17 protein-coding genes and 1 riboswitch are annotated in these 13,358 nt (G+C 53.9%); of the genes, 10 read left to right on the forward strand and 7 right to left on the reverse strand.

The window, feature by feature from the left end; translation table 11 throughout:
• Positions 1 to 112 precede the first annotated feature (112 nt).
• The 5 genes from GOV45_RS03295 to GOV45_RS03315 all read right to left on the reverse strand — a co-directional run bounded on the left by GOV45_RS03295 (position 113) and on the right by GOV45_RS03315 (position 4,479).
• Positions 113 to 895, reverse strand: coding sequence for a cytochrome c1 (locus tag GOV45_RS03295; protein ID WP_170474152.1), 783 nt, complete (start codon positions 893 to 895; stop codon positions 113 to 115).
• A 17-nt stretch (positions 896 to 912) separates the two neighbouring features.
• On the reverse strand, positions 913 to 2,244 hold the full coding sequence (gene petB, locus GOV45_RS03300; protein ID WP_170474155.1) for a cytochrome b: 1,332 nt from the start codon (positions 2,242 to 2,244) through the stop codon (positions 913 to 915).
• A 12-nt stretch (positions 2,245 to 2,256) separates the two neighbouring features.
• Complete coding sequence (petA, locus tag GOV45_RS03305; protein ID WP_170474158.1) at positions 2,257 to 2,841, reverse strand: ubiquinol-cytochrome c reductase iron-sulfur subunit; 585 nt, start codon at positions 2,839 to 2,841, stop codon at positions 2,257 to 2,259.
• A gap of 348 nt (positions 2,842 to 3,189) precedes the next feature.
• Positions 3,190 to 3,798 carry a glutathione S-transferase gene (locus GOV45_RS03310; protein WP_170474161.1) on the reverse strand — a complete coding sequence of 203 codons (609 nt, stop codon included), beginning with the start codon at positions 3,796 to 3,798 and terminating at the stop codon, positions 3,190 to 3,192.
• Positions 3,799 to 3,849: 51 nt separating this feature from the next.
• On the reverse strand, positions 3,850 to 4,479 hold the full coding sequence (locus GOV45_RS03315) for an FMN-binding negative transcriptional regulator (protein ID WP_170474164.1): 630 nt from the start codon (positions 4,477 to 4,479) through the stop codon (positions 3,850 to 3,852).
• A 55-nt stretch (positions 4,480 to 4,534) separates the two neighbouring features.
• A riboswitch (FMN riboswitch) is annotated at positions 4,535 to 4,683 on the forward strand.
• A 72-nt stretch (positions 4,684 to 4,755) separates the two neighbouring features.
• On the opposite strand from GOV45_RS03315, the gene GOV45_RS03320 reads away from it, so the two are divergent.
• The 5 genes from GOV45_RS03320 to cobO all read left to right on the forward strand — a co-directional run bounded on the left by GOV45_RS03320 (position 4,756) and on the right by cobO (position 8,682).
• Positions 4,756 to 5,196: a 6,7-dimethyl-8-ribityllumazine synthase gene (locus GOV45_RS03320; RefSeq protein WP_170474167.1), complete on the forward strand. Its 441-nt coding sequence runs from the start codon at positions 4,756 to 4,758 to the stop codon at positions 5,194 to 5,196.
• Positions 5,197 to 5,291: 95 nt separating this feature from the next.
• Positions 5,292 to 6,392, forward strand: a complete 1,101-nt coding sequence (gene aroC / locus GOV45_RS03325; protein WP_170474169.1) for a chorismate synthase — start codon at positions 5,292 to 5,294, stop codon at positions 6,390 to 6,392.
• On the forward strand, positions 6,355 to 7,044 hold the full coding sequence (locus GOV45_RS03330; protein ID WP_367648647.1) for an HD domain-containing protein: 690 nt from the start codon (positions 6,355 to 6,357) through the stop codon (positions 7,042 to 7,044). The genes aroC and GOV45_RS03330 overlap by 38 nt, the downstream gene beginning before the upstream one ends.
• A 46-nt stretch (positions 7,045 to 7,090) precedes the next feature.
• Positions 7,091 to 8,026 (forward strand): DMT family transporter, encoded by a 936-nt coding sequence (locus GOV45_RS03335; protein WP_170474172.1) that lies wholly within the window; start codon positions 7,091 to 7,093, stop codon positions 8,024 to 8,026.
• Positions 8,027 to 8,082: 56 nt separating this feature from the next.
• A complete protein-coding gene (gene cobO / locus GOV45_RS03340) occupies positions 8,083 to 8,682 on the forward strand; it encodes a cob(I)yrinic acid a,c-diamide adenosyltransferase (protein ID WP_170474175.1) in 600 nt (199 codons plus the stop codon).
• Positions 8,683 to 8,718: 36 nt separating this feature from the next.
• Here the strand turns inward: cobO and GOV45_RS03345 are convergent, their stop codons facing one another.
• Positions 8,719 to 8,946, reverse strand: a complete 228-nt coding sequence (locus tag GOV45_RS03345) for a hypothetical protein (RefSeq protein WP_170474178.1) — start codon at positions 8,944 to 8,946, stop codon at positions 8,719 to 8,721.
• Between the two features lie 97 nt (positions 8,947 to 9,043).
• Positions 9,044 to 9,910 (reverse strand): branched-chain amino acid aminotransferase, encoded by an 867-nt coding sequence (locus GOV45_RS03350; RefSeq protein ID WP_170474181.1) that lies wholly within the window; start codon positions 9,908 to 9,910, stop codon positions 9,044 to 9,046.
• 157 nt (positions 9,911 to 10,067) lie between these two features.
• On the opposite strand from GOV45_RS03350, the gene GOV45_RS03355 reads away from it, so the two are divergent.
• The 5 genes from GOV45_RS03355 to GOV45_RS03375 are packed head-to-tail and all read left to right on the forward strand — an operon-like array spanning position 10,068 to position 13,354.
• The gene (locus GOV45_RS03355) at positions 10,068 to 10,580 is read left to right on the forward strand and encodes a MarR family winged helix-turn-helix transcriptional regulator (RefSeq protein ID WP_170474184.1); all 513 of its coding nucleotides are present in this window, start codon (positions 10,068 to 10,070) and stop codon (positions 10,578 to 10,580) included.
• Positions 10,577 to 11,278, forward strand: a complete 702-nt coding sequence (locus GOV45_RS03360) for a response regulator (RefSeq protein WP_170474187.1) — start codon at positions 10,577 to 10,579, stop codon at positions 11,276 to 11,278. The genes GOV45_RS03355 and GOV45_RS03360 overlap by 4 nt, the downstream gene beginning before the upstream one ends.
• Positions 11,279 to 11,321: 43 nt before the next feature.
• Positions 11,322 to 12,248 carry a histone deacetylase family protein gene (locus tag GOV45_RS03365; RefSeq protein ID WP_170474190.1) on the forward strand — a complete coding sequence of 309 codons (927 nt, stop codon included), beginning with the start codon at positions 11,322 to 11,324 and terminating at the stop codon, positions 12,246 to 12,248.
• A complete protein-coding gene (locus tag GOV45_RS03370) occupies positions 12,245 to 12,487 on the forward strand; it encodes an exodeoxyribonuclease VII small subunit (protein ID WP_170474193.1) in 243 nt (80 codons plus the stop codon). The genes GOV45_RS03365 and GOV45_RS03370 overlap by 4 nt, the downstream gene beginning before the upstream one ends.
• Positions 12,488 to 13,354, forward strand: coding sequence for a polyprenyl synthetase family protein (locus GOV45_RS03375; RefSeq protein ID WP_170474196.1), 867 nt, complete (start codon positions 12,488 to 12,490; stop codon positions 13,352 to 13,354).
• Positions 13,355 to 13,358 lie beyond the last annotated feature (4 nt).

The raw sequence follows: 13,358 nt of genomic DNA on the forward strand, positions 1-13,358 counted from the left end.
AGTCCGTCGACAAACGGGAGGATGCCTGTTCCAAGGTAAGTCCCACGATTCCGAAAAAAACCCCCGCTTCCAGCAGGAGCGGGGGTTTTCAAATTCAGCCTATAGGATGGCTCTAGTGCCTTTTGCCCTTAACAGGCGCCCACAGGCGTTTGTTCACCAGGTACAAAATCACCGACAAAATGGTCAGGAACAAAACGCCGACAAAACCTGCGTTCTTGCGATCCATCATCTTGGGTTCTGCGGCCCACATCAGGAATGCCGAGACATCCTTTGACATCTCTTCAACGGTCGCGGCATGGCCATCTGCATATTCGACTTGGTCATCCGCCAGCGGAGGCGCCATGGAAATCCAACCACCGGGGAAAGCAGTATTCTCATACAGAACCGAACCAGCCTCTTCCTTTTCTTTACCAGTATACCCATCCAGTAACGAAGCGATGTACTCGGCACCGCCCATACCTTTGAACAACTGATTGATCCCCAGGCCATATGGACCGTGGAACCCAGCTCGGGCTTTTGCCATCAAGCTGAGGTCTGGCGCACCAACCCCGTTGTTTTCAGGGAAGTGGTCTGTTGGGATCGCCGGACGGAAATCATCCAGTTCGGGATCGAACACTTCGAAATTGCCCGCCGCGTAAGCGATGACCTGTTCTTCTGAATAACCCAGAGCTTCTAGGTCGCGAAGGGGAACGTATCTTAGGCCGTGGCAAGCCGCGCAGACCTCGGTGTAGACCTGAAGACCACGCTGCAACTGGCTTTCATCATAAGTGCCAAACGGACCTTCGAAAGAGAAATGAAAATCCTCGACGTGCTGTTCACCACCACCTGCAGCATTTGAAGCTACAGGAGCAACGGCCAGAGCAAGCGCGGCACCGATTGCAAGTTTCTTGAACATGTTTCCGGTCCCTCTTCTTACTCTGCCGGCGTGGCATCGGCGTCAGCCTTGCCATAATGCGCGTTGAAGTCTTCTTCGATGGTTTCTGGCGGAGCCTGTGGTTTCTCAATTACCCCAAGGATCGGCAGGATTACGAAGAAGTAAGCAAACCAATACGCAGACGCGATCAGCGAGAAAGTTGCGTAAGGCTCCTCTGCAGGCATAGCGCCCAGCCACATCAGCGCAAAGAAATCGATGACCAAGAGGTAGAACCACCATTTGAACATCGGTCGGTATTTCCCAGAACGCACGCTTGATGTGTCCAGCCACGGAGCCAGTGCCATCGCGAGGATTGCTCCGAACATGGCCAGAACGCCAAAGAACTTCGCATCGATGATGCCGCCTGTGATGAAGCTGGCGATTTGTACAACCCAGACCTCACCAGTAAATGCGCGCAGGATCGCGTAAAACGGCAGGAAGTACCATTCTGGAACGATGTGCGCAGGAGTTACCAGCGGGTTGGCTTCGATGTAGTTGTCCGGGTGGCCCAGATAATTCGGCATAAAGCCGACGATGGCCCAGAACACCACCAAAATGACCGCAAGCGCGAACAAGTCTTTGATCACAAAGTATGGCCAGAAAGGAAGAGTATCTTTTTCGGCGTCAGCTTTAGACGTGCGACGAACGTCTACACCGGTCGGATTGTTGTTGCCAGTGGTGTGGAAAGCCCAGATATGCACGACAACCAGAGCCGCGATGATAAATGGCAACAAATAGTGCAGTGAGAAAAAGCGATTCAGCGTAGCGTTGTCCACCGCAGGACCGCCCAATAGCCAGGTTTGGATCGCATCGCCCACAAACGGAATCGCACCAAACAGGCCGGTTATCACAGTCGCGCCCCAGAAAGACATCTGGCCCCAAGGCAGGACGTATCCCATGAAAGCCGTGCCCATCATCATCAGATAGATCAGCATCCCGATGATCCACGTAATCTCGCGCGGAGATTTGTAGGACCCGTAGTACAGGCCGCGAAAAATATGAATGTAAACCGCAACAAAGAACAACGATGCGCCGTTCATGTGCAAGTAGCGGATAAAGTAGCCACCATTCACATTGCGCATGATGTGCTCGACGCTGGCAAAGGCCAGATCGACATGCGGAGTGTAATGCATCACCAGAACAATTCCGGTTATGATCTGCAACGCCAGACAGAAAGTCAGGACGATGCCCCAAATCCACATCCAGTTCAGGTTTTTAGGCGTTGGGATCATGAGTGTATCGTACAACAAGCCTACGATCGGGAGTCGGCTGTTCAGCCACTTTTCTCCGTCGGTCTTCGGCTCATAATGATCGTGGGGAATTCCTGACATCTTGGCTCTCCCTTAGCCGAGTCTGATTGTGCTGTTGTCGGTCCATTCCGCGGGCGGAACAGGAAGGTTTTCAGGCGCGGGTCCTTTGCGGATCCTGCCGGCCAGATCATAGTGTGATCCGTGGCAGGGGCAGAACCAGCCTCCGAAATCGCCGGCATCGCCCAAAGGCACACAACCTAAATGTGTGCAAACGCCCATCTGAACGATCCAGGCACCTGGTGCTTCACCTTCCGGCGACGGCATGACGCGGTTGGCGTCCGTTGCCGGTGCATCCGCGTTCAGGTTTGCATTTCGGGCCAGCGGATCCGGCAGCGCGCCAGTTCCTTCAGCATCTTGTTCCTGGGCTTCCGCGATTTCTGCTCCGGTCCGGTGACGGATAAAGACGGGCTTGCCCAACCACTTGACGGTCAATTGCGTACCCGGCTCGACCCCGCTGACATCTACCCGGATCGAGGACAGAGCCTGAACATCTGCCGAAGGGTTCATTTGATTGATCAGGGGCCATACTGCTGCACCTGTCGCAACGACACCTGCGCCGCCAGCGACGTAATACAGAAAGTCTCTGCGGGTGCCTTCGTGGTCTTCTGCGTGGGACACGAGGTAATCTCCGATTGTCTGGCGCCCGCGTACGGGCAAATAGCTCGCGCACCGCACGAATGCGGCGTCTTAACCGCGCTGTCTATCGGGGAGAATAGTGTTCGTCTAGCGGTCATAAACGCGCAATACGCCGCATCTGGGAAATTTGTTGCTTAGCAGCAGGCTTTTTTAGTGATTCTCCGCGTCAGGTTTTTCTGAACAGCCGAATCAACCTGCGGCGATTCGGCTGTTCTTGGACCCGCTGAGTCGTAATGGCGCTTAGAATGCTGCGCTCCAAATGCTTTTCGTGACCAATCGGCGGAGTTTGGTCGAGGAATGTCGGACTGATTTAGACCTATTGCGAACTGTTTAACTGGGCGGGCGCGTTGCAACCATGCTTGGTCGTTCGCCGAATTCCGCAAACCAATTGGCCAGTGCATCGTTTCCGCGGCGCCAAGCACGAGCGTCATGCCGCAGGTCAAGGTAGCCCAGCGCGCAACCAACTGCGATTTGCCCCATGTCGAGCGGTTCAGACAAATGCGCCATCCAATGCTGGTTCAGCGCAGTACAGGCGCGTTCAACTTTGCCCCATTGTGCGTCGGCCCACTCATTCCATTGTTTTTCTTCAGGTCGGAGGCGCTCCTCATACGTAATCAGAAGAGCGGCATCCAACATACCATCCGCCAGTGCCTCCAGAGTCCGGATATCCCAATATCGGGAACCGTCGGAATACAGCCCGGCTTGCGCACAGCTATCCAGATATGAACAAATCACCCTACTGTCGAACAATGTCGGGCCATCAGGGCGTTCCAAGGCCGGCACTTTGGTCAGCGGTGCTTTGCCAAAAAGTGGATCGGCCGGAGATACAGGAGTAGTCGCCACTGTCTTTAATTCGACATCTGCCAACTGATTGGTCTCGTGAAGCACTACCATTACTTTACGGACGTAGGGCGAGGTCGAACTATGATACAACTGCATGTTTTTCTCCGGAATGGGACTTGGTTGTGAAATTTGAGAGCAAAATTGGTTTCAGGTCGCGCCTTCGGCAGCGTCGCGCATAAGCGCCTGCAATGCATCAAGCTCGGAACCAATTCCGCCCATCGCGACGCCATCGGCGGCAGACAACCGGACAGTGTCGGATTTGTTCTGGCTTAGCTTCCATGTGCCCTGAATGTCGTCGATTTGCAATCGGCAAGGCACAATCATGCGCATCATCCTTTGCAACGTCTCATCCGTCATTTTTCCTGTTGCCCACGGAGGTTTTGGTAGTAACCGATTTTCGTAAAACGCTGACTGCCGGTCCAGCAAATCCAATAATTTTCTCTGAGGCAGCAACTCCAGCACTCCGATCAAATGAACCGCCAAGTAATTCCAGGTAGGCACTTGATCGTCGATTCCATACCAATCAGGCGAAATGTAACCATCCGGACCCAGCACCGCGATTCGCGCTGGCTGCGGTTTATTAAGTGCCCGCGCGATTGGATTGGAACGCAAAAGATGAAGTTCGGCTGTGTTTCCGTCTTCGTCCATCAGAAATGGAATATGGCTTAGTAACGGCGAGTCATCGGTCGAAACAGCCAGAGTGCCAAACGCTCGATCCCTTGCAAAAGCAATATCTCGGCTCCGATCATCGGCATGAAAAGATGGGTTGGGGTGCATGCGTATTCTCCTGCTTATAGCTCTTGCAGTACGCCGCAGTCCTTGGCAAGGTCTGCATTGTTCTCAGGGCGGGGCGGAATTCCCCACCGGCGGTATGCGGGCGATGTCCCGTAAGCCCGCGAGCGGCCTCGATTTTTGAGGTGTCCAGCAGATCTGGTGAGAGGCCAGAGCCGACGGTTACAGTCCGGATGAAAGAGAACGTGCAGCGTACCGGTGATGCGGTGTGTCTGCTCGTGATCGCCTTGGGTGACGTGTCTGTTGCGAAAGGAGATCAAGATGACACACACCCGCTACGCTTTTGTTAAGGCCAACTGGCATTCCGATATCGTAGATCGCGCGCTAGAAGGATTTCTAGAGCTGATACCCGCCGAACAAGTCGATGTATACGACGTACCTGGTGCGTTCGAGATGCCGCTGCTTGCCCGAGATTTGGCCCAGACAGGTCGCTACACCGCGGTTGCTTGCGCGGCCTTTGTGGTCGACGGTGGTATTTACCGGCACGATTTCGTGGCGCAGGCTGTGGTTGACGGTTTGATGCGTGCAGGTATGGATTCCGGGGTCCCTGTCTTGTCGGTTTCTCTAACCCCTCACCAATATCAGGAAACAGACCATCACAATGCCATCTATCGTGATCATTTTGTTCAAAAGGGTCGCGAAGCGGCCCATGCAGCACTAAAAATAGCAAAGACCCGCGCCGGGTTGGCTGCCGCTGCGTAAAGAGAGTTGGGTTGGGGCCGCGGCGCCCCAGCTGCAAATCCGCTTGAGGCCAAAGCACTTGACCGCTAATCACGATCCCCAAAGGAGCACTCCATATGTCAATGAACAGCTTTGGCCATCTCTTTCGTGTCACAACCTGGGGTGAAAGCCATGGGCCGGCGTTGGGTGCAACTGTAGATGGGTGTCCACCGGGAGTCGCGATCGACGAACAAATGATCCAACACTGGTTGGACAGACGTAAGCCCGGGCAGAATAAATTCACGACTCAGCGACGTGAACCTGATCAAGTGAAAATCCTGTCCGGTGTTTTCGAGGGACAAACCACCGGCACCCCAGTCCAATTGATGATCGAGAACACTGATCAGCGTTCAAAAGACTACGGCGATATCATAGACAAGTTCCGGCCGGGTCATGCAGATATCACCTATTGGCAGAAATACGGAATCCGCGACTATCGTGGGGGCGGGCGCAGCTCGGCTCGGGAAACGGCAGCGCGGGTGGCGGCTGGGGGTTTGGCGCGCGAGGCAATCAAACAGATCGCCCCGAATGTGCAAATTACCGGGTATATGACCCAGATCGGCCCGCACAAAATCGAGCGGGAAAGGTTTGATTGGTCGCAGATCGAACAGAACCCGTTTTGGACTCCCGACGCTCAGGCTGCCAAGGAATGGGCAATCATATTGGATGATCTGCGTAAGTCTGGAAATTCAGTTGGAGCTGTGATCGAAGTTGTGGCCCGCGGCGTACCCGCGGGGATTGGCGCTCCTGTCTACGGTAAATTAGATACTGATTTGGCCGCTGCGATGATGTCTATAAACGCCGTCAAAGGCGTAGAAATTGGTGAAGGCATGGCCGCCGCTGAACTGACCGGTGTTGCCAATGCCGACGAGATATTCATGGGCCAGAACGGACCGCAATTCAGCTCAAACCATGCTGGTGGTATTCTGGGCGGTATTTCGACGGGCCAAGACTTGGTAGTACGATTTGCGGTCAAACCAACCTCTTCGATTTTGACCACCCGAAAGACTATCACAAAATCTGGCGAGGAAACCGAGATCATTACAAAAGGTCGTCACGACCCCTGCGTTGGAATTCGCGCGGTACCGGTGGGCGAGGCAATGATGGCCTGCGTGATCCTTGATCACCTGTTACTGCATCGTGGCCAGATTGGTGAGAACCGTGGCAGGATTGGCTGAACTGCGCGACAGACTTCGTCGCGTCGTTTTGCACCGTATGCAGACCGATCCCGCGCACGATCTGGCCCATTTGGATCGGGTCTGGAAAAATGCTCAGGCCATTTGCGATGATAAGGTGGACATGCAGGTTTTACTGGCGGCCTGTTACCTGCACGATCTTGTAAATCTTCCCAAAGACGATCCTGATCGTGGTCAGGCTTCCCGTCGATCTGCCGAGGAGTCAGAGCCTATCTTGAGCGAACTTGGGTTTGACGCTGCCCAAATCCGTGCGACTCAGCATGCAATTGCAGCGCATAGCTTCTCGGCCAAAGTACAACCGGAAACGAATGAGGCACGCATTCTGCGAGACGCAGATCGGTTAGACGCATTGGGAGCAATTGGTATTGCGCGAACCTTTACAGTATCCGGAGCATTGGGGCGGACCCTGTATGATCCGCTTGACCCGTTTGCAGAAACGCGCCGTTTGGACGATCTGACGTTTTCACTGGACCATTGGAAGGTAAAGCTGCTTCAACTTCCGCAAGACATGTTGACTGTGTCCGGGCAGAGACTCGCAGAAGACCGCGTTAGAAAAATGGTTCTATATTTGCAGGATTTAGCCGACGAAATTGGTGAGCCCTTGCCAATAGGATGGACAAACCTCGACAGCTAAACAACGGCCGTTGATCTTTGCGCTGCAAAGGCGCAGGGTCGCGCCGATGGCAAAACCCTTAACATCGCATCGACCGATTCTTGCCGTGGCGCTAAAACTAAGTGCCCTGTTTTTGTTCACGTCAATGTCGGCGTTGGTCAAAGCCTTGTCCGAAGACTTTCCACCTGGCGAGCTGGTCTTCTTCCGGTCACTTTTTGCTATTCCCGTTATCGTCATTTGGTTGGTAGCGCGCGGCGAACTCATCCAGGGTTTTGTGGTCAGGAAACCGATGGGACATTTTTGGCGCGGTGTATTGGGTACGGCTGCGATGGGTCTCACTTTTACAGGCCTCAGTCTACTCCCACTGCCCGAAGTCACGGCTATCGGGTATGCCACTCCAATATTCACTCTTATCCTGGCCGCTGTGATGCTGGGTGAACGAATTCGAATGATCCGGATCGGGGCGGTTGCCATCGGGTTATTGGGTGTGCTGATAATGATATGGCCTCGTCTCGGTAGCAGCGAGATGGAACTGGCTGCGACGATTGGCGCGATGTGCGTTTTGGGGGCGACATTTGCCCGTGCTTTTGTGCAAATTCACATCCGCCAACTGGTTCAGGTCGATCATCCAGCGGCAATCGTGTTTTATTTCTCGATGACGGCGACTCTTCTATCAGGTCTGACTGCTTTTTGGGGTTGGACCATGCCAACATGGGAACAGGCCGCCATCCTGATCGCAATGGGCTTGATCGGAGGCGTGGCGCAAATCCTAGTTACCTCTTCTTACCGGTTTGGGCAGGCTTCAATGCTGGCACCCTATGACTACACCACAATGTTGTTTGCAATTTTCATCGGCTACGTTTGGTTTGATGAATTGCCGACCTTTGCGATCTTGATCGGCGCTGCACTTGTCATAGTTGGCAATGTGGTAGTGATTTGGCGAGAGCACCAACTGGGGCTGGAGCGCGGCAACGCAAGGTCTTTGTCCGATCACAAACCATGACTTTACCTTTTGCCAACTTCCCCTACGTTGGCCCAGACAAATAGCGAGGTACCCCAATGAGCGACGCGCAGGATCACAAGGAAAAGATGCAAAAGGTGCAGGCCAAGCACCGCAAGAAAGTATCCAAGGCAGTAGATCCTGAGCGCGGTTTGGTTCTGGTAAATACTGGCAAGGGTAAAGGTAAATCCTCTGCAGCATTTGGTGTCGTGGTCCGCGCCTTGGGCTGGGGCCAGAAGGTCGCAGTGGTACAATTCATCAAGGGTAAATGGAAAACCGGAGAACGCCGTTTCTTTGAAGAGCGTGATCTTGTGACGTGGCACACTATGGGTGAGGGGTTTACTTGGGATACGCAGGACCGCGAACGTGATATCGCAGCGGCAAATGCAGCCTTCGACAAAGCGCGTGCATTAATGGCAAGCGGCGAATACGATCTGGTTGTTCTCGATGAGATCAATATTGCGTTGCGATACGAGTATTTGTCTTCAGATCAAGTAATTGAAGGGGTTGAACAAAGGTCAGACAAGACGACCGTTTTCCTGACTGGCCGTGATGCACCACAGGCACTGCGCGAATACGCCGATTTGGTGACTGAAATGACCGAAGAAAAGCACCCGTTCCAAGCCGGTATCAAAGCGCAACGTGGTGTTGATTTCTAAAATCCCAAGCGCTTAGGCATCTACTTCGACGCTGCTTTAAAGGTCGTCAGGTGTTTGCACTGACATCTGCGATTCAAACAAATAACGAATTGATTTGCGTTGTCGAGCAACACCGAGGGTCTGGTTTGTGCCCCATCGGTTTTCTGCTTGGATCATGCAATTTGGATGCTCGACATAAGCGCAATAGTCGTCGTCGCATCCTGTGCATCCGCAGGCAGAAGCAGCGTCATGCCTTGCTAGGATTTCGCCAAACGGATCGATCATTTTCCAACCTTTTCCCGCCTGCCTGCATAATACCATGAATTTTGGTTCGCTTACAAAGCGCTAACTCTGCCTTAGTGAGATGCTATGTTCGTCGGGATCAGGAGCGGACCAGCTTTTCGTAATCCTCGGCGATCTCGCGGGTTAGATCTCCAACTTCGAAAGTGTAATCACCGATTTGACCCACTGGTGTGACTTCAGCCGCAGTTCCGGTTAACCAACATTGCTCAAAGTCAGCCATCTCTTCGGGTTCGATGCGGCGCTCATGTACAGTTATGCCCTTGTCTTTCAACATTTGGATTACCGTTTGACGGGTGATCCCGTTAAGAAAACAATCGGCTAATGGCGTGTGAACCTCGCCATCTTTGACGAAGAAAACATTTGCCCCTGTCGCCTCGGCTACATAACCGCGCCAATCCATGAATAACGCGTCCGAGCATCCCTTTGCTTCGGCCTTATGCTTGGAGATTGTACAAATCATGTAAAGGCCTGCAGCCTTGGCGTGAACCGGTATTGTCTCAGGACTGGGGCGTTTCCATTCGGCGATGTCTAACTTGGCACCCTTCATTTTGGCGTCGCCATAATAGGCACCCCAAGGCCAGACTGCGATCGCCATTCGCACCGGGTTTTTAGCCGATGCCACACCCATGTCTTCACCGGAACCGCGCCAAACCAGTGCTCGAACGTATGCGTCCTGCAGGCCGCTGGTCTTCAAGGCTTCTTCCTTCGCAGCCTCAATCTGATCGACTGAATATGGCATGGGCATATCGAGCGCTTCGGCAGAAGCAACGAGCCGCTCAGAATGTTCCCGGCTTTTGAAAATTTTGCCGTTATAAGCGCGTTCGCCCTCAAAAACAGATGAGGCATAGTGCATCGCATGCGTAAGGATGTGGACATTGGCATCCCGCCAAGGCACCATTTTTCCATCCATCCAAATGAAACCGTCACGGTCATCATATCCCGCCATGCCAACCTCCTGAATATCGCCAATTTTGCGATTGTTGCGCTATTTAAGTCCGGATCGGACATAAAGTTGCTCAAAAATTGCGATTCGATACCTGCCCACCCTTGGAATGTCAATAACGCTGACATAAAGTCAAACCGTGTAACGAATGAGGCGTGATATGTCTGAGATCCGGCCTGCTCCGGTCTTTGGGGGCGAAAGCTTGCTGTTTTTGACGGACGAGCAACTGCGGCAAGGGATTGAGGCAATGTTCTTTGCATATCGCGGTTTCACAGCGGATCCTGATCGTATTCTGGCGCAAATGGCATATGGCCGCGCTCATCACAGGGCGATCCATTTTATCAACCGCGCACCTGGAACGACCGTTAACAATCTGCTCGCGATTTTAGGTGTCACGAAGCAGTCTCTGAATCGTGTGTTGCGCACTTTGATCGAGGACGGTTTGGTCGAAAGCCGCGTGGGGACGATTGACAAACGAGAGAGGCATCTTTTTTTAACGGAAAATGGTGAAGCGCTTGAAACCAGATTGTCAGATGCGCAGCGGTCGCGCATGCGGGCGGCTTACAAAGATGCTGGCCCCGAAGCCGTGGCTGGATTTCGCAAGGTGCTTGAGGCAATGATGGATGCTGATATGCGTCACGCGTACACAAAACTGCGGGATACAACTTCATGAGCGATATGGACGCCCATCTTCTGATTGTCGATGATGACGAGCGTATTCGGGACCTGCTCAAGAAATTCCTGATGCGCAGCGGGTTTCTGGTGACTTCGGCCCGTGACGCAGCTCATGCGCGCAGGGTTCTTTCTGGGCTTGATTTCGATTTGATCGTTCTGGACGTGATGATGCCCGGAGAAGACGGTGTCAGCCTGACCCGCGTTCTACGCGAGACTCACACGACACCGATTTTGCTGTTGACGGCCAAGGGCGAAACCGAACACCGAATTGCCGGGTTGGAGGCTGGCGCTGATGACTATCTGGCAAAGCCGTTCGAGCCCAAGGAGCTGCTTTTGCGGATCAACGCGATTCTGCGGCGTATGCCGGAAACGACCGCCCAGGATGCCATAGCCAAAATTCTGCATCTGGGGCCGATCCGGTACGACATTGAGCGTGGCGAAATGTGGAAGGGCGAAGACCCGGTGCGACTGACCGCGACAGAGAGCCAGTTGATGAAAATTTTCTCAGCACAGCCGGGTGAGCCGATTAGTCGAGCCAAGTTGGTCGAAGATCTTGGTCGTGACAAAGGGCAGGCGCAGGAGCGTGCGGTCGACGTACAGATTACACGCTTGCGTCGTAAGATCGAACAGGATCCAAAACAACCCCGCTATCTGCAAACCGTCAGAGGTGCGGGTTACATGTTGGCTCTGGACTGATGTTACCGAATGGCGTATTCCGCCTTATAGAGGGGGATATTTGATGGCGACGGCTCTTCTGACCCACGCCGATTGTCTTGATCACGTGACTCCAAATGGGCATCCGGAACGAGTGGCGAGGTTGGAACATATCTTGCACGCATTGGAACCGCTAGATCTGAAGCGGGTAACCGCGCCATTGGCTGCCGACGACGACCTTCTAAGGGTGCATCCTGCCAACTACATCGCCGATATCCGCGACAGTCGGCCAATCAAAGGGTTCAAGCAAATCGATGGTGATACGTTCATGTCTCCGGGATCGGTCGATGCTGCCTACCGCGCGGCTGGCGCGGCGGTACGAGCGGTTGATATGGTTGTGCGCGGTGAGGTCTCGAATGCGTTTTGCGCTGTTCGACCACCCGGGCACCATGCCGAAACAGAGACCGCCATGGGATTTTGTCTGTTTGGAAACGCCGCACTTGCGGCCAAACACGCGCTCGATCACCATGGGTTGTCCAGGGTGGCAGTATGTGATTTTGACGTGCATCACGGAAATGGAACGCAAGAACTCCTGTGGGATGAAAGGCGCGCACTGGTAATAACTAGTCAGCAGATGCCATTGTGGCCCGGCTCTGGGCGTCCAGACGAAACTGGCGCTTATGAAACAGTGCTGAATATTCCACTGCCGCCTGGTTCGGGTGGAACAGAGATGCGATCAGCTTACGAGGCCCAGGCATTCCCTCGCCTACGCGCCTTTAGACCGGAGTTGATCATCATTTCTGCTGGTTTCGACGCTCATCAGGATGATCCTTTAGCAAGTTTGAATTGGACGACCAGCGATTTCGCGTGGATCACAGCTGAATTGTGCAAAATCGCAAATGAAATGTGTGATGGTCGTATCGTCTCGACTCTGGAAGGCGGGTATGATCTGAACGCACTGTCCGAGGCAACACGCGCCCACGTGGAAGAATTAATGAAGGCAGCACGATGACCGATACCCCAGTTGATCAGATGACTTTCGAACAGGCGATGAAAGAGCTTGAAACTGTGGTGGGTCAGTTGGAACGCGGTGACGTGGCTTTGGATCAGTCCATTGCTCTCTACGAACGCGGGGCGCAACTGAAGAAGCGCTGCGAAGACGAGTTGAAGCGGGCCGAGGAAAAAGTAGCTGCGATTACTCTGGATGCTGACGGCCAACCAACCGGAACAACACCTGTCGAAAGTCAGTGAATGTTTCGCGAAAGACTGGCGCAGGATGCAGCGCGCATTCAAGAGCATTTCGATCTGGTGTTGGGTGCTCTGGACGACTTAGATGTGACCCGGGCGATGGCTTACGCCACAAAGGGTGGTAAGCGACTGCGGGGTTTTTTGGTTATGGAGAGCGCCCGACTGCACGCTGTTGACCCTGTGCAGGCAATTTGGCCCGCAACCGGGATCGAAGCACTTCACGCCTACTCGCTAGTTCATGACGATTTACCGTGTATGGACGACGACGATTTGCGACGTGGGCGACCGACACTACACGTTAAGTGGAATGAGGGCGCGGCTGTTCTGGCAGGCGATGCCCTGCAGACGCTGGCGTTCGAATTATGCACGCGTCCAGAAGTTGGAAATCCTGAAATTCGGGCGGAACTGGCTCTGACGCTGGCAAAGGCGAGCGGTGCCGAAGGGATGGTATTAGGCCAAGCATTGGATATTGCAGCGGAAACAGCACAGGATCCGCTGACCTTGGATGATATCACGAGATTGCAGACTGGTAAGACTGGCGCGTTGATCGAATGGTCGGCATGTGCAGGTGCCAGGCTGGCTCAGACTGATCCAGAACCCCTGCGCCGATATGCCCACGCCCTTGGCCTTGCCTTTCAAATTGCCGACGACATCTTGGATGTGGAGGGTGACGCCGAAAAGGCCGGAAAGCGTCTGCAAAAGGATGTCGAAGCTGGCAAGGCTACGTTCGTCTCGCTTCTTGGACTAGATGGTGCCAAATCCCGCGCTGCAGATCTGGTTGATCAGGCTTGCGCGGCGCTAGAAGGGTACGGTTCTGGCGCTGAAACCTTGAACGCAGCCGCCCGCTTCGTTATTGCCCGGGACAGCTAAGCCG

Source organism: Ruegeria arenilitoris (assembly GCF_013035425.1).
GTDB lineage: Bacteria > Pseudomonadota > Alphaproteobacteria > Rhodobacterales > Rhodobacteraceae > Ruegeria > Ruegeria arenilitoris_A.